Raw genomic sequence first — 16,338 nt, 5'->3', positions numbered from 1 at the left:
CTTCAATCAACCTCCCAATAAGGTGGATTGCCGAAGACCTGCCTGAGATGATTGGCGATCGCGGTGACCTTGGCCGAAGGCTTCTTGCCTTGCGGATAGGCAAGATAGATGAATTCCGGCTCCGGCTTATGGTCGATCTTGATCTCCTGCAGCAGGCCATCCCGGATCGCCGGGGCCGCGATGAAGGGTGGGAGCATGGCAATGCCGAGGCCGGCGATGGCGGCATCGCGCAACATGTCACCATTGTTCATGCCCAATGCCAGCGTGGCGCGCACGATCTCGATGCCGGTCTCGGTCTGGAAGCGCCAGTCCGCGACGCCGCGATTGGTGTAGAACAGTCCTCTGTGTCCCTCCAGATCGCTGAGGGTTTTCGGCGTGCCACAGCGTTCCAGATAGGCCGATGATGCACACAGCAGGCGACGGCTGGGCGCAAGCTTCAGGGCGACAAGACGAGAATCCACGATGGGGCCGTGGCGGATGATCGCGTCGTAGCCGGCGGAGAAGGCATCGACGCGGCGATCGTCGATGTCGAGCGTCAGTTCAAGCTCGGGATGCCGGGCGAGGAAGGGGTAGAGGGCAGGCCCCAGATGCATGCGGCCGAAGGTGACGGGTGCTGCGATGCGCACCGGTCCGGCGAGCGTGCCCCGTCGCTCCGACATATCGGCTGCCGCCTCCTCGATCTCGCGACTGATGCGACGGGCGCGCTCCAGAAACGATGCGCCGTCCTCGGTCAGCGAGAGCTTGCGCGTCGTGCGATGCAGAAGCACGCCGCCCAAGGTCTTTTCCAGTTCGGAGAGCCTGTCGCTGACCACCGATTTCGACAGGCGGAGCCGTCTTGCGGCTTCGCTGATCGACCCTTCCTCGACAATCGCGACAAAGGCCAGGATGCATTCCGTCTTGATCATTGTTCGGTATTTCCGGATTCCAGTTCCAATATCATGAGACTAATCCGAACGATGGGGAAATGCCATCTTCTGGTCATCGAAACCGGCGGCAAGACGTCGCCGACATATCCAGGAGAATTGAGATGACACGCTTGAACAACAAAGTCGCAATCGTTACCGGCGCAAGCTCCGGCATTGGCCGCGCAACCGCCCGGCTTTTCGCCGCCGAAGGTGCAAAGGTGGTGGTCGGGGCGCGCCGACAGGCCGAACTCGACAGCCTCGTGGCCGAGATCGAGGCGCTCGGCGGAACGGCTGTCGCCATTGCCGGCGATGTGCGCTCGGAGGACTACCACAAGTTGCTCGTCGCCACTGCCGTCGGACGCTTCGGCAAACTCGACATCGCCTTCGACAATGCCGGCACGCTGGGCGAAGCCGGACCGAGCACCGGTGTTTCGGAAGCCGGATTTTCCGATACGCTGGCGATCAACCTTACGGCCTCCTTCCTGGCCGCCAAGCACCAGGTCGGTGCGATGGAACACAACGGCGGCGGTTCGATCATCTTCACGTCGACCTTCGTCGGCTACAGCTTTGCCTTCCCCGGCGCTGCGGCCTATGCTGCCAGCAAATCGGGGCTGATCGGCCTGACCCAGGCGCTGGCTGCCGAATACGGCCCGAAGAATGTGCGGATCAATGCGATCCTGCCCGGTGCCGTCGATACGGACATGTATCGCGACATGAATGACACAGCTGAAAAGCAGGCCTTTATTACCGGATTGCATGCATTGAAGCGGGTTGCCACGCCCGAGGAACTGGCCCGCTCGGTTCTCTATCTCGCATCAGACGATTCAAGCTTTGTCACCGGCACGGCTTCGCTCGTTGATGGCGGTGCCTCGATCACACGCACCTGAGCAGCATCCGGGGCCACGATCGAACCCGTCGCCCTTTACGCGCTCGATCATCCGGCTCAGTCCGCGCCAAAGCGCAGGCACGACAGCCGTCGGGTGGACAATGATTGTTCGGCATTTCCGGAATGCAGCTCCGCCTTTGGGCGACTAATCCGAACGCCGAGCCAATGCTATACCAAAATTGCCAGGGGGTAGAAAGCGACGGCCAGACGGCCGTCCTCCCAAAAAAACAGGAGAGTGCCATGCTGAAATTGATTGCCGCCTTTGCAGCCATACTGTCTGCAACGCCTTCTTTGGCCGAGATGCCGGACTTCCCGGCATCGTTCAAGACCCAGGACATTACAACGAATGGTGCCACGATCCACGTCCGGGTCGGCGGCAAGGGACCTGCCGCCGTGCTGCTGCACGGTTACGGTGAAACCGGCGACATGTGGGCGCCGATGGCCGCCGATCTTGCGCGCGACCATACGGTGATCGTTCCAGATCTGCGCGGGCTCGGCCTCTCGTCGAAACCCGATGCCGGCTTCGACAAGATGACCCAGGCCGGAGACGTCGCGGGCGTGCTGGATGCACTCGATATCGACCGTGCCGACCTGGTCACGCACGACATCGGCAACATGGTCGGATTTGCGTTTGCCGCCCAGCATCCGGACCGCGTGACCCGCTTCGTGCTGATTGACGCGCCCGTCCCGGGGATTGGCCCTTGGGAGGAGGTGCTGAAGAACCCGCTGCTGTGGCATTTCCGCTTCGGCGGCCCGGACATGGAGCGGCTCGTGGCCGGTCGCGAGCGCATTTACCTCGACCGTTTCTGGAACGAGTTTTCGGCGACGCCGGACCGCTTCACCGAAGAATCCCGTGAGCATTATGCGAAGCTCTATGCACTGCCGGGCGCCATGCATTCCGGCTTCGCCCAGTTCGCCGCCTTCGATCAGGATGCGATCGACAACAAGGCCATTCTTGCAAAGAACGGCAAGCTCGCCATGCCGGTCCTGGCGATCGGTGGTGAAAAGTCCTTCGGCCCGATGATGGCGACCGTCATGCGGTCGGCGGCAACCGATGTGTCCGAAGGCGTCATCCCGGATTCGGGCCACTGGATCATGGAGGAAAACCCCTCTGCCACGATCACCATGGTGCGTTCGTTTCTGGCGAGCGGGCGCTAATCACCCGCCCATCGTTGTTCGAAACCCGGGGTCATGCGCAAGCCGACCCCGGTTATCTCTGGATCACAGTCACGCGAAGGGCCGGATTACCCCGGCCTTTCTTCATGTCAGTGGCAACTACGCCGCGGCGACTTCCGCCGGCTCGTAGTGATAGCTGGTGGAGCAGAACTCGCAGGTGACGGTGATCTTGCCGTCCTCGGTGCTGGACTCGATCTCTTCAGCCGAGAAGCCCTGGAGCACACCCTTGATCTTGTCGCGCGAGCAGCTGCAGCGATCGTAGACGGCCTGCGGGGCGTAGGCACGAACGCCGCGCTCGTGAAACAGGCGAAACAGCAGGCGCTCGATGCCGACCTGCGGGTCAGTGAGCTCGTCGGCATCGATCGTATCGACCAGCATGCGCGCTTCTTCCCAGGCGTCGTCATGCGAAACCTCAAAATCGCGCACGTCGCCATCACCGCCATGCAGATCCGGCAGACGCATGCGGTCGGGCGCTTCGGGCAGGAACTGGGCGATCAGGCCGCCTGCCCTCCAGGTGCGGCGCGGCTTGCCGTTCTCGTCGCGGTCGAAGAGTTCGGCGGCACCGAGGCGAACCCGCGTCGGGATCTGTTCCGACTGGCGGAAGTAGACGCCGGCGATATCCTCGAGCGACGATCCGTCGAGCGGCACGATGCCCTGATATGGCTGCATGAACGCGCCCTGGTCTATTGTGAAGGCGAGCACGCCATTGCCGAGCAGCTGTTCCGGCGAGGTCTGGCCCGCAGCCACCGCCTCAGCCAGCGCTTCCTCGTTGAAACGGGCATAGGCGCGGACGTTTTCCGGCGTGGAGAAATCAGCGACCAAGAGATCGACCGGGCCATCGCCCTTGGTCTGGACCGTGAACTTGCCATCGAATTTCAACGAAGTGCCGATCAGCACCGTCAATACGATCGCTTCCGCCAGCAGGCGGGCGACGGGTTGCGGATAGGCGTGGCGATCGAGGATGGTGTTGACCAGCGGGCCAACCTGAACGGCGCGACCGCGAACATCGAGGCCTTCGACCTGGAAAGGCACGACACGATCATCACCGGCGAAACCGAATTCGCCGAGTTCGGCTTGTTTGTTCGACATGAATGGTCTCCTGGCGCCCGGCGGCGCGAAAAAGCAGGGCCGAAACGGCCCCATGAGAAAGCGCTCAGATGGTATCGCCGCCGTCAAAGGTCAAGCGGGGCGGCAAGGCCCCGGTTCAATGGCCTTCAGATGGCGCCGAGGCACCACGCGAGAATGGACTTTTGCGCATGCAGGCGGTTTTCAGCCTCGTCGAAGACGACAGACTGCGGGCCATCGATGACCTCGTCCGTCACCTCCTCGCCGCGATGGGCGGGCAGGCAATGCAGGAAGAGGGCTTCGCTACTGGCCTTTTTCATCAGCGCCGCATTGACCTGGAACGGCTGGAAGACATTGTGGCCGCGCGCCTTGTGTTCCTGGTTCATCGAGATCCAGGTGTCCGTGATGACCGCGTCGACACCTTCGACGGCGCGATCGGCATCATGGCACAGCATGATTTCGCCGCCGTTGTTGCGGGCCCAGTTGAGGATCTTGTCGTCCGGCTCGGAACCGAGCGGCACGGCCATGTTCATCTTGTAGCCGAAACGGGCAGCACCTTCGACGAGCGAATGCAGCACGTTGTTGCCGTCACCGGTCCAGGCAAGCGTCTTGCCGGCGATCGGTCCACGATGTTCCTCGATGGTCAGGATGTCGGCCATGATCTGGCAGGGATGCGTGAGATCGGTCAGGGCGTTGATCACCGGCACGGTGGCATGTTCGGCCATTTCCAGCAGGCGGGAATGATCGGTGGTGCGGATCATGATCGCATCGACATAGCGCGACAGGACCTTGGCTGTGTCACCAATGGTTTCGGCGCGGCCGAGCTGCATTTCGGTGCCGGACAGGAACAGCGTCTCGCCGCCGAGCTGGCGCATGCCGACATCGAAGGAGACGCGTGTTCGGGTGGACGGCTTCTCGAAGATCATCGCCAGCATCTTGCCGGCCAGCGGCCTGTCAGCCGTGCCGGCCTTGGTCGCCTGCTTGCGGCTGCGCGCATCGTCCATCATGGAGCGAAGGTCCATGGAGGACACGGCGGAGAGATCGAGGAAGTGCTTCGGAGATGCCATAAATGTCTACCTGTCCTGCGCGTTTCAAGCGATTGCTGCGGCCTTCTGACGAACCTGCTCCGCGGCAAGCTCGATGCGACGCAGGCCATCGCGCGCTTCCTCTGCCGTCGTCACCAGCGGCGGAAGCAAACGAATGACGTTGTCGCCGGCCGGCACGCCAAGAAGATGCTGGTCGCGCATGGCCATCAGCAATTCGGTGTTCGGGCCCTTGGCCTTGATGCCCAGCATCAGGCCTTCGCCACGGATTTCCGCAATAACATCGGGGAAACGATCCTGCAGCGAGGCCAGCCCCTGGCGGAAGACAAGCGCCACATCGCGCACCTGATCGAGAAAACCATCGGCCAGCACGACATCGAGCACCGCATTGCCGACGGCCATGGCGAGCGGATTGCCGCCATAGGTCGAGCCGTGGGTGCCGGCCTTCATGCCAATGGATGCCTCTTCGGTGGCAAGGCAAGCGCCGAGCGGGAAGCCGCCGCCAATGCCCTTGGCCACCGCCATGATGTCCGGCGTGATGCCCGACCATTCATGGGCGAAGAACTTGCCGGTGCGGCCGACGCCCGACTGTACTTCGTCGAGGATCAACAGCAGACCATGCTCGTCGCAGATGGCGCGAAGTTCACGCAGCATCTCGACGGGAATGGCGCGGATGCCGCCCTCGCCCTGAACCGGTTCGACAAGAATGGCCGCCGTCGCATCGGAGATGGTCGCCTTGACGGCGTCCATGTCACCAAACGGCACCTGATCGAAGCCCGGCGCCTTGGGGCCGAAGCCCTCGAGATACTTTTCCTGGCCACCGGCCGCGATCGTCGCGATGGTGCGGCCGTGAAAGGCGCCTTCCATAGTGATGATGTGGAATTTCTCCGGATGGCCCTTGGTGAAATGATAGCGGCGCGCGGTCTTGATCGCGCATTCCAGCGCTTCGGCACCGGAATTGGTGAAGAAGACCCGATCGGCAAACGTTGCCTCTGTCAGGCGCTTTGCAAGCGCTTCCTGGCCCGGCACGTCATACAGATTGGAGACATGCCAGAGCTTGTCAGCCTGCGCCTTCAGCGCCTCGACCAGATGCGGATGGGCGTGCCCCAGCGAATTGACGGCGACGCCGGCGGCGAAATCGAGATAGCGGTCGCCGCCCTCGGTGACGAGCCAGACGCCCTCGCCTCGCTCGAAACGCAGAGGCGCTCGATTGTAGGTCTGATAAAGCGGCGTCGCTTCGGCCATGGCGTTGGTCATCCTTGATTGGCGGCGTCCAGCGGCAGCGGAGACGCCTGTGGGCAGGTCAAAAATTAAAAATGCCGCCTTGCGGCGGCGGACGCACTATCCCCATTTAACCCTGCAATGTCAACGAAACTTACAGGAAAATGAGGGCCTGCAGGCGATTGCGACAAGCACCGGACGTCATGCCGCAGACACGGTTTGGGAGTGTTGCAGACTTGACTCACTCGGGAAGCAAGTTGGGGAAAACCACGAAATCGATTCGAGATGATTCCCGCGACTCTTGTCACAGAGTCACCCGACCAGTAGGTTAACATTCAATAAATTGAGCAATGCGGCGGAAATAGTCACCGACAGTAACGAGGCGGTTTTTGTTTCGAATTCGTTCGAAGCAACGGTGAGGGATTCTGCCATCATACACGCGAGCGGCGGAGAAATACGGCATGAATTGGACTGATGAACGCGTCGAGAGACTAAAGCGCCTCTGGGCCGAAGGCTTGAGCGCGAGCCAGATCGCAGCGCAATTGGGCGGCGTCAGCCGCAACGCCGTCATCGGCAAGGTACACCGGCTGAACCTGCCGGGCCGCGCCAAGGCAGGCGGCAGCACATCGGCAGCCCGCCCGGCCAAGCGCCCTGCACCGGCTACACAGCGTCCGACCACATTCCAGGGCCGCGCCACTACAACCACCCGTACCGTTACCCGCGCGGCCGGCGGCAACATGCTGAAAGAAGAGATCGAAGTCGATATCTTCGAGGAAGTCGAAGTTTCGCGTCCGTCGAATGTCGTGGTGCCGATTTCCCGTCGCCTGGCATTGACCGAACTGACCGAGCGCACCTGCAAGTGGCCGATCGGCGACCCGATGAAGGATGACTTCCACTTCTGCGGTTGCGAAATCAACGATGCGTCGCCGTATTGCGGCTATCATGCCAAGATGGCCTACCAGCCGGTAAGCGAACGTCGCAGGGCAGCCCGCTGAGGGCTGACGGCGAGCGCCGAAGCCAAAGACCAGACATAAAAAAACGGGCTTTCGAGCCCGTTTTTTATTGCCCGGATGCCGGTGGCGCAATGCTCAGACTTCCATTGAATAACCCGCGCCGCGGACGGTGCGGATGACATCCTGCATGTTGGAGAAGTTCAGAGCCTTGCGCAGGCGCCCGACATGCACGTCGACCGTGCGTTCGTCGACATAGATGTCATGACCCCAGACGCCGTCGAGCAGTTGCGAGCGGGAAAAGACGCGGCTGGGCGAGGCCATCAGGAATTCCAGCAACCGGAATTCCGTCGGGCCGAGGCGCACTTCGCGGCTCTTGCGATGAACCCGGTGGGTCTCGCGGTCCAGCTCGATATCGCCGCAGCGCAGGACACTGGACAGAACCTCGGGTTTGGCACGGCGCAGCATGGCCTTGACGCGTGCCATCAGTTCCGGAGTCGAGAACGGCTTGACGACATAGTCGTCGGCGCCGGTCGCCAGGCCACGGACGCGTTCGCTTTCCTCACCCCGGGCCGTCAACATGATGATCGGCAGACGCTCGGTTTCCGGGCGCACCCGCAGGCGACGGCAAAGCTCGATGCCGGAAACGCCCGGCAGCATCCAGTCCAGGATCAACAGATCCGGCACGCGCTCCTGCAGACGAAGCTCGGCTTCATCCCCACGCAGGATCGTCTCGACCTCGTAACCTTCGGCCTCGAGATTGTAGCGGAGGAGGACGCTGAGCGCCTCCTCGTCCTCTACGACAGCTATTTTCGGCAACATGAAAGGCAAAACCCCGTTAGTGACGGCTTACTCGTTGATCGCGCCGACAGAGGACGTGAGGTCTTCCTTCGGACGCTCACCCTCGGGCTGGGCACCGGTCGTCATGTAGTAGATGGTTTCGGCGATATTGGTCGCGTGGTCGCCGATACGCTCGATGTTCTTGGCGCAGAAAAGCAGATGCGTGCAGCTGGTGATGTTGCGCGGATCTTCCATCATGTAGGTCAGCAGCTCGCGGAACAGCGAGGTGTACATGGAGTCGATCTCTTCATCGCGATCGCGAATGGATTTCGCCTTTTCCGCCGAACGGGTGGTGTAGACGTCGAGCACTTCCTTGAGCTGGGCAAGGGCAAGATCCGACAGATGCTCGATGCCACGGGCGAGCTTGCGCGGGATGCCCGAGCTCTGGACCGCCATGACGCGCTTGCAATTGCTCTTGCCGAGGTCGCCGACGCGTTCCAGATCGCTGGCGATGCGCAGCGCACCGATGATTTCGCGAAGATCGGCTGCCATCGGCTGGCGACGCGCGATCATGACGATCGCCTTGTCGCCGATTTCACGCTCGGTCGCATCCATGACGACGTCGTCGGAGATGACCTTCTGGGCCAGAGCGCCGTCGGTGTTGACCAGAGCGCGGACGCTTTCAGCGACCATCTGTTCTGCCATGCCGCCCATTTCCGAGATGCGGCGCATCAGGTATTTCAGTTCCTCGTCAAAGGCCGAGTAGATGTGGGAAGAAGCCATAAACGCATTCCTTGAATTGGATTGAGACGAAGCGCGCTGGGTGCGCCTCAGCCGAAGCGACCCATGATGTAGTCCTGGGTGCGCTGGTCATCCGGATTGGTGAACATCTTGTCCGTATCGTTTTCCTCGACCAGAAGGCCGAGATGGAACATGGCCGTGCGCTGGGAAACGCGGGCGGCCTGCTGCATCGAGTGGGTAACGATGACGATGGTGAAATTGGTGCGCAGTTCGTGGATCAGCTCCTCGATCTTTGCGGTCGCGATCGGATCGAGCGCCGAACAGGGTTCGTCCATCAGGATCACTTCCGGGCTGACCGCGATCGCGCGAGCAATGCAAAGGCGCTGCTGCTGACCGCCGGACAGACCCGTGCCGGATTCAAGCAAGCGATCCTTCACCTCATTCCACAAACCGGCCTTCTGAAGGCTCTGTTCGACGATGACATCGAGATCGGCCTTGTTCTTGGCGAGGCCGTGAATCCGCGGACCATAGGAGACGTTTTCATAGATCGACTTCGGGAACGGGTTCGGCTTCTGGAACACCATGCCGACGCGCGCACGCAGTTCGACAACGTCGATCGACGGATCGTAGATATCCGTGCTGTCGAGTGTAATCTTGCCCGTGACGCGGCAACCGTCGATCGTATCGTTCATGCGGTTGAGCGTGCGAAGGAAGGTTGACTTGCCGCAACCCGAAGGGCCGATCAGCGCGGTCACCGTGTTTTCGCGGACATTCAGGTTCACGTCGAAAAGCGCGCGCTTCTCGCCGTAGTAAACCGACACGTCCTTGCCCATCATCTTGTAGTTCGATTCAGTCATCTTCTGTTCCAGCGCTTTCTCGACAGCTGCTTCCGACATCATGTTCATGTCCCTACTCCCTCTACCAGCGCCGCTCGAAACGACGCCGCAACAGAATTGCACCCACATTCATGACGAGAAGGAACATCAACAGGATCATGATAGCTCCCGATGTCCGCTCGACAAAAGCCCGTTCGGCTTCATTGGCCCACATGTAGATCTGCACCGGAAGTGCCGTTGCCGGATCCATCGGCGTGGTCGGATAATCGGCAACGAAGGCGACCATGCCGATCAGCAGCAGCGGGGCGGTCTCGCCCAGTGCATGCGCCAGACCGATGATCGTGCCGGTCAGGATGCCAGGCATGGCAAGCGGCAGGACGTGGTGGAACACGGTCTGCATCTTCGACGCACCCAGGCCGAGCGCAGCCGCACGGATCGATGGTGGCACGGCCTTGAGCGCGGCACGGGTCGCGATGATGATCGTTGGCAGGGTCATCAGGGTGAGCACCAGGCCGCCGACAATCGAGGCCGAGCGCGGGAAGCCGCCGAAATTGATGAACACGGCAAGACCCAGCAGACCGTAGACGATCGACGGAACCGCCGCGAGGTTGTTGATGTTCACCTCGATAAGGTCCGTGAAGCGGTTCTTCGGAGCAAACTCCTCGAGATAGATCGAGGCGGCGACACCGATCGGCAGCGACAGAACCAGCACGATAAGCATCATGTAGGCCGAGCCGATCAGGGCGACACCGACGCCGGCAGCTTCCGGACGGCTCGACGCGCCGTTGATGAAGATACCTGTGTTGAAATGCTTCGACAGGGCGCCGCTTTCGGCCAGCGTGTTGATCCAGGTCAGTTGCTGGTCGGAGATCTTGCGGTTGCTCTCTGCAACCGACAGATCGATCTGGCCCTTGAAGGCGCTGTCGACATTGCCGTGTGCCAAGAGGGTGACATTCACCGTATTGCCGATCACCGAAGGATTGGCCTGGACGATATCGCGTAGCTGGACGCGGATGCTGTCTGACAGCAGTTCGCTGACCTGACGGGCCGCGGCACGGTTCTTGACATCAACGCCGAGGACCTTTGCCACCGCATCGCGTGCGAGGACCGGATAGTTGGCCATCACGAGGATATTCGGGTTTTCAGCGCGCTTTCCAGTCGGATCGATGACCTTTTCGCTGAACTCGATCGGAACCGTGATCATGGTCTGCTGGAACGCCGTGTAGCCCTTGGAGACAACGGAATTCAGCAGAACAAAGAGGAAAAGCAAGCCGAAGGAGATCGCGGCAATGCCATAGGCACGGAAGCGACGTTCAGCGGCGTAGCGGCGCTTGACCCCGATGTCGCGGCGCGTGGCGGCACCGGCTGGGGCCGTCGTCGTGGCAGAAACGACCTGGCTCATTCGTACTGCTCCCGGTATTTGCGCACTATGTAAAGCGCATAGATGTTGAGGCAAAGCGTGATGGCAAACAGCGTGATGCCGAGTGCGAATGCAACGAGTGTCTGCGGCGAGGTAAACTCAAGGTCGCCGGTCAACTGGTTGACGATCTTAACGGTCACGGTGGTCATCGGCTCAAAAGGGTTGAGCTGCATGCGGGCGGCAACACCGGCGGCCAGCACCACGATCATGGTTTCGCCGATGGCGCGCGAGGCGGTCATCAGCAGCGCGCCGACAATGCCCGGAAGTGCTGCCGGCAGGATGACGCGCTTGACGGTTTCGGAGCGCGTGGCTCCAAGGCCGAGCGAGCCGTCACGCAGCGAGCGCGGCACCGCTGTAATAATGTCGTCGGACAGCGACGAAACATAGGGGATCAACATGATGCCCATGACGAAACCCGCGGTGAGCACGGACTGCGCCTGGATGAAGTTGACGAAATTGCCCGTCGCGATGCCGTTGATCTGAGCCGAGATATCGCGCAGGAACGGACCAACCGAGGTCAAGGCAAAGAAGCCGTAGACGATGGTCGGGATGCCGGCCAGGACCTCGAGCAGTGGCTTTGCTATCGAGCGGAGCCGCGGCGAGGCATATTCGGCCATGTAGATGGCCGAGAACAGGCCGATCGGCACGGCAAAGAGCATGGCGACGAAGCCGATATACAGCGTGCCGAGCAGCAGCGGGATCAGGCCGAACTGACCGGACGAATCCGAAGTGCCGGCAGAGGCAAAGCGCGGATCCCAAACCGTGCCGAAGAAGAACTCCCAGGCCGGGACCATGCGGAAGAAGTGGGTCGCCTCCGTCAGCATCGACAGCACGATACCGACCGTGGTCAGAATGGCGATCGATGATGCCATGATGAGCGACACAAGGATGATGCTTTCGACCCGGTTGCGCGCGCGAAAGCGCGGCGCAACGGCGCGAAGGCCGAAAAAGGCGCCGGCTGCCGAAATCACAAGAGCCGCGATCGTCAGGATCAGCCGGTTTGTCGCCGACAGATCGAGAACCTCGGCAGCGGCCTTGACCATGTAGGGCTGCGGATCATCGGCAAGCGGGACACCGCGATCGGCGAGCAGTGCGCGAGCATCCGCTGCCGGCATGGCGACGAGGCGGCTGCGCTCTTCGGTATCAAGTCCGCCCATGCCGCGGGCAATCGCGGTGACCATGCCGTAGTTGAGGTTGATGGTTGCCTCCGGCAACGCCTTCACATCTTCGGGGAAGGACGCGCGCACGCGATTTTCAACGACGGCCGGAGTTGCAAGCGACCAGACTGCCATCAAAAGGATGGCTGGCAAGATGGCGCAGATTGCCGCGAAAGCACCGTGATACCCGTAGCGGGAATGCAAATTGGATGGCTTGCCCCCTGCCAGCGCATTGGCTCGAGCAGACGCCAGAACATAGGCGACGACACCAATGGCTAGAACAAGCAGCAGAAGAATGGATGTACTCATCGGAACTTCCCCCGACATGACCGGCATGAACAGCCAGCCAAGTAAAATGAACTGCGCTGCACAAAGTCACAGCTGGCGGTATTTGTCGCACGGTGGCGGAAAATGCCAGCGAGGGTTACAGAGGCTTCAGCCTCTCCAACAGAATATTGGCGCGGCATTGCTGCCGCGCCAAAGGTGTTGATTACATGCCACCGGCAAACTTGGTGCGGGTCTCTTCGCGCTCAGCGTCCGGAGCCGGAACGAGGCCGTAGGCAGCCAGCGGGCTGTCCGGGCCAACCATCTGGTCGGAAACGAAGAATTCTACGTATTCCTTGAGGCCCGGGATAACGCCCATGTGAGCCTTCTTGACGTAGAAGAACAGCGGACGGGAAACCGGATACTCGCCGCTGGCGACGGTTTCAACCGACGGAGCGATACCATTGACGGTCGCAACCTTCAGCTTGTCAGCATTGTTTTCGTAGAAGGAGAGGCCGAATACGCCGATGCCGTCCTTGTTGGCCGAGATACGAGCGAGGGTCTCGGTGTAGTCGCCGTCGATGTCGACAGCCAGGCCGTCCTTGCGAACTGCGATGCACTTCTTCGGAGCGGTCTTTTCGTCAACCAGGGTCTTGATGATGTCCTGGGCGCCGGTGTCCTTGCAGCCGTGTGCCATGACCTTTTCTTCAAAGACTTCGCGGGTGCCGTGCTTTTCGCCCGGGATGTAGGCAGCGATAGCGACGTCCGGCAGGTCTTTGTTGACTTCTGACCACTTCTTGTAAGGGTTGGCAACGAGCTTGCCGTCAACCACGATTTCTGCGGCGAGAGCCTGGTAGAGGTCGGCCGGAACGAGCTTCAGGTCGGCATTGCCGGCGTCGGTTGCGAAAACGATACCGTCGTAACCGAACTGAACTTCCTGGATTTCGGTGACGCCGGCAGTCTTGCAGGCCTCGACTTCCGAATCCTTGATCTTGCGCGAGGAATTGGCAATGTCGATGGTCTCAGGGCCTACGCCCTTGCAGAATTCCTTGAGGCCAGCCGAAGAACCGCCGGATTCAACAACCGGGGTTTTGAAGTTGGGGAAGGTTTCGCCGAAGGTTTCGGCAACGATCTTTGCATAGGGCAGAACGGTCGACGAGCCGGCAACCTGTACCTGATCACGAGCAGCAGCCGCGCCAGCGAAGGCAACGGAGGCGACCAGCGCCGCGACGGAAAGTTTCAGAGTGTTCATCATAATCTCCCAAGGGTGGGCTTGTGTGTCTTTGCGGCCGTACCGTCGTTCTCCGAGGATCGGCAAGACGGTCTTAGCGGCTCTTGCCCACTGCTTTTATGTCAGTTCGATGAAACATTTGTGACAGACCAAGCAATTGAAATTGCTTGATCTTTCTCAGAACACCGCTGAAAGTCCGATGATTTATGTCAGAAGCGGACGGTAAAGTCGGTCCCCTTGCCCAATTCCGACTTCACGATCAGCCGGGCTCGGTGGCGCGTCAGGATATGCTTGACGATAGCCAGACCCAGGCCGGTACCCTTTTTCGAGCGACTGTCCTCGACACTGACACGGTAAAAACGTTCGGTCAGTCGCGGCACATGCTCTGCCGGGATGCCCGGCCCATGGTCCCGGACGCTGACTTCCGCGGAGCCTCCCGCTTCGTGGCGAACCGTGACTTCGATGAACTTGCCGTCCTGACCGTATTTGCATGCATTCTCGATCAGGTTTTCGAACACCTGTACCAGCTCGTCCCGATCACCCAGCACCTCGACCTTGCCGTCGGGCACCTGGAGCCGGATGTCCACATTCAGGTCGCTTGCCAGCGGCGCCAGCGAATCCCGGACATGGCCGAGCACCGGCGCGAGATCGACCATGCGATCGGGCGCGAGATGAGCCTTCAGTTCGAGCCGCGACAAAGACAGCAGATCATCGACGAGACGGCTCATGCGATTGGCCTGGTCGAGCATGATCGACAGGAAACGTTCTTTCGCCTTGAGGTCGTCCTTGGCCGGCCCCTGCATCGTCTCGATGAAGCCGCGCAGGGAGGCAAGCGGCGTGCGCAGCTCGTGGCTGGCATTGGCAACAAAATCGCTGCGCATCTGATCAAGACGCCGAAGGTCGGAAATATCCTTGAAGGACAGCAGGAAGAACCGGGCGTTGCCTGCCGTATCCATTGCTTCACCAGCCTGAGTCCCAGTCTGGCCCGCGACAGGTTGGACCGGCGGATCCCGGAGCGAAACGGGGGTGATGCGCACAACATAGACGCGCTCGGACGGCAAGCGCTCGGAATGTTCGATCTGGTTGGGTTCTCCGGTCGCGATGGTTTCCCGGACCATGTCGAGAATGCCCGGCGAGCGCCAGCGGGCGGAAATATGCGCGCCCACAGCCAAAGAACCGAAGGCCTTTTCCGCCGCCCGGTTCTGCGCCAACAGGTCGGCCTCGCGTCCCATGACAAAGATCGGCAGATCCAGAGCGTCGATCACGGCCGCGATCTGGGGCGACGGATCAGAAGCCAGCGGCTCGACCTCGGACGAACCCGTGGTCGCGACCCGGCCTTCGACCGGCGGCGGACGGCGCAGCAGGATGAGCGCGAAAAACATGATGAACAGTGCCGCGGCGAACCCGGGCTTTGCGCCGGCGCCATAGGCCGAAAGCGAAACGGCAAGTGCTGCGACAATATACGGCCAGCCGGACAAAACATGCCGCGTCGCGCGGCGCCAGCCGCCGGTATCATCGTCTTCAGTCACGCGCAGAAGGCCTCGCCAATCATGTGTCACAACCCTGATAGCCATGATTCATGACAGAAGTTTCAGCGACCCGCTATCGGCGCTTTCGATTTATCCCCGCGGCCGAGACTCCGTCGCCTATCAGCAAAGGCTTGAAATCATGGCCTCCATGCGCTCACTATGAGCGAACAACTGCGGATTGACGCAGGCAAGCCGGAGAGGAACCCCATGGACCAGCAGACTGAGAGCCGCGCGACCACGTTGAAAATCGGCGGCGCAGAGCGGGTGTTCGACATCGACGCGGTTGAGCTACCGAAGTGGATCGATGACAATGCCCTGCAATCCGGCAGCTTCCCCTATGACAAGAAGCTGGATCAGCAGACCTTCGACAAGGAACTGGAACGGCTGCAGATCGAACTCGTCAAGGTGCAGTTCTGGATGCAGAAGACCGGCAAGCGGGTGATGGCGCTGTTCGAGGGGCGCGATGCGGCGGGAAAGGGCGGCGCCATTCATTCGACCCTCGCCTATATGAACCCACGTTCTGCACGGGTTGTGGCGCTGACCAAGCCGACCGAGACGGAGCGCGGCCAGTGGTATTTCCAGCGCTATGTCTATCACTTCCCGACAGCCGGGGAATCCGTGCTGTTCGACCGTTCCTGGTACAACCGCGCAGGCGTTGAACCGGTCATGGGCTTTTGCACCCCGGAGCAATACGAGGACTTCTTCAAGCAGGCGACCCGGTTCGAGAAGCTGATCGTCCAGGAAGGCATATTCTTTTTCAAGTTCTGGCTGGATATCGGCCGGGAAATGCAGCTGAAGCGTTTCCATGACCGCCGGCACGATCCGCTAAAGGTGTGGAAACTGTCGCCGATGGATATCGCGGCCCTGAACAAATGGGACGACTATACGGCGAAGCGCGACCGCATGCTGAAGGAGACACATTCAGACCACGCGCCCTGGACGGTCGTGCATGCCAATGACAAGCGACGCGCGCGCCTGAACATCATACGCCACATGCTGCTGTCGATCGACTATGAGGGCAAGGACGAGGACAAGATCGGCAAGATGGACAAGAAGATCATCGGCAAGGGGCCGGATTTCCTCAAGTGACCGCGCGGGCCTGCAGATCTTTGAGCGGTCGGATCCCTCGACTCG

At 60.9% G+C, this 16,338-nt stretch carries 15 protein-coding genes; 4 read left to right on the top strand and 11 right to left on the bottom strand.

Annotated features, from left to right (window positions below; all coding sequences use genetic code 11):
* Positions 1-2: 2 nt before the first annotated feature.
* Positions 3-905: a LysR family transcriptional regulator gene (locus IM739_RS05375; RefSeq protein ID WP_237370175.1), complete on the bottom strand. Its 903-nt coding sequence runs from the start codon at positions 903-905 to the stop codon at positions 3-5.
* Between the two features lie 122 nt (positions 906-1,027).
* On the opposite strand from IM739_RS05375, the gene IM739_RS05370 reads away from it, so the two are divergent.
* Together IM739_RS05370 and IM739_RS05365 are read left to right on the top strand one after the other, a co-directional pair.
* Positions 1,028-1,792, top strand: a complete 765-nt coding sequence (locus IM739_RS05370; RefSeq protein WP_237370174.1) for an SDR family oxidoreductase — start codon at positions 1,028-1,030, stop codon at positions 1,790-1,792.
* 239 nt (positions 1,793-2,031) lie between these two features.
* The gene (locus tag IM739_RS05365; protein WP_237370173.1) at positions 2,032-2,949 is read left to right on the top strand and encodes an alpha/beta fold hydrolase; all 918 of its coding nucleotides are present in this window, start codon (positions 2,032-2,034) and stop codon (positions 2,947-2,949) included.
* Positions 2,950-3,066: 117 nt separating this feature from the next.
* Here the strand turns inward: IM739_RS05365 and IM739_RS05360 are convergent, their stop codons facing one another.
* The 3 genes from IM739_RS05360 to IM739_RS05350 form a co-directional block, all read right to left on the bottom strand.
* On the bottom strand, positions 3,067-4,056 hold the full coding sequence (locus IM739_RS05360; protein ID WP_237370172.1) for an Hsp33 family molecular chaperone: 990 nt from the start codon (positions 4,054-4,056) through the stop codon (positions 3,067-3,069).
* Between the two features lie 125 nt (positions 4,057-4,181).
* Positions 4,182-5,099, bottom strand: coding sequence for an ornithine carbamoyltransferase (argF, locus tag IM739_RS05355; RefSeq protein ID WP_237370171.1), 918 nt, complete (start codon positions 5,097-5,099; stop codon positions 4,182-4,184).
* 24 nt (positions 5,100-5,123) lie between these two features.
* A complete protein-coding gene (locus IM739_RS05350) occupies positions 5,124-6,320 on the bottom strand; it encodes an aspartate aminotransferase family protein (RefSeq protein ID WP_237370170.1) in 1,197 nt (398 codons plus the stop codon).
* 437 nt (positions 6,321-6,757) lie between these two features.
* On the opposite strand from IM739_RS05350, the gene IM739_RS05345 reads away from it, so the two are divergent.
* Positions 6,758-7,291 (top strand): GcrA family cell cycle regulator, encoded by a 534-nt coding sequence (locus tag IM739_RS05345; protein WP_237370169.1) that lies wholly within the window; start codon positions 6,758-6,760, stop codon positions 7,289-7,291.
* Positions 7,292-7,384: 93 nt separating this feature from the next.
* Here the strand turns inward: IM739_RS05345 and phoB are convergent, their stop codons facing one another.
* The 7 genes from phoB to phoR all read right to left on the bottom strand — a co-directional run bounded on the left by phoB (position 7,385) and on the right by phoR (position 15,249).
* On the bottom strand, positions 7,385-8,068 hold the full coding sequence (phoB, locus tag IM739_RS05340) for a phosphate regulon transcriptional regulator PhoB (protein ID WP_007607803.1): 684 nt from the start codon (positions 8,066-8,068) through the stop codon (positions 7,385-7,387).
* Positions 8,069-8,095: 27 nt separating this feature from the next.
* Positions 8,096-8,809 (bottom strand): phosphate signaling complex protein PhoU, encoded by a 714-nt coding sequence (gene phoU / locus IM739_RS05335; RefSeq protein ID WP_007607801.1) that lies wholly within the window; start codon positions 8,807-8,809, stop codon positions 8,096-8,098.
* A 47-nt stretch (positions 8,810-8,856) separates the two neighbouring features.
* Positions 8,857-9,672, bottom strand: coding sequence for a phosphate ABC transporter ATP-binding protein PstB (pstB, locus tag IM739_RS05330; protein WP_237370168.1), 816 nt, complete (start codon positions 9,670-9,672; stop codon positions 8,857-8,859).
* A 13-nt stretch (positions 9,673-9,685) separates the two neighbouring features.
* Positions 9,686-11,005, bottom strand: coding sequence for a phosphate ABC transporter permease PstA (gene pstA / locus IM739_RS05325; protein ID WP_237370167.1), 1,320 nt, complete (start codon positions 11,003-11,005; stop codon positions 9,686-9,688).
* On the bottom strand, positions 11,002-12,489 hold the full coding sequence (pstC, locus tag IM739_RS05320; protein WP_237370166.1) for a phosphate ABC transporter permease subunit PstC: 1,488 nt from the start codon (positions 12,487-12,489) through the stop codon (positions 11,002-11,004). The genes pstA and pstC overlap by 4 nt, the downstream gene beginning before the upstream one ends.
* Positions 12,490-12,670: 181 nt before the next feature.
* Complete coding sequence (locus IM739_RS05315; RefSeq protein WP_237370165.1) at positions 12,671-13,696, bottom strand: PstS family phosphate ABC transporter substrate-binding protein; 1,026 nt, start codon at positions 13,694-13,696, stop codon at positions 12,671-12,673.
* 188 nt (positions 13,697-13,884) lie between these two features.
* Positions 13,885-15,249: a phosphate regulon sensor histidine kinase PhoR gene (phoR, locus tag IM739_RS05310; protein WP_442981094.1), complete on the bottom strand. Its 1,365-nt coding sequence runs from the start codon at positions 15,247-15,249 to the stop codon at positions 13,885-13,887.
* Positions 15,250-15,411: 162 nt separating this feature from the next.
* Between phoR and ppk2 the strand changes: the two genes are divergently transcribed.
* Entirely contained in the window at positions 15,412-16,293 is an 882-nt protein-coding gene (ppk2, locus tag IM739_RS05305; protein WP_237370163.1) for a polyphosphate kinase 2, read from the top strand.
* Positions 16,294-16,338 lie beyond the last annotated feature (45 nt).

Origin of the sequence: Rhizobium sp. SL42 (genome assembly GCF_021729845.1) — a bacterium.
Lineage (GTDB): Bacteria > Pseudomonadota > Alphaproteobacteria > Rhizobiales > Rhizobiaceae > Allorhizobium.
Note: the sequence above shows the minus strand (reverse complement) of the source record. Positions and strands in the feature narration are given on the sequence as shown.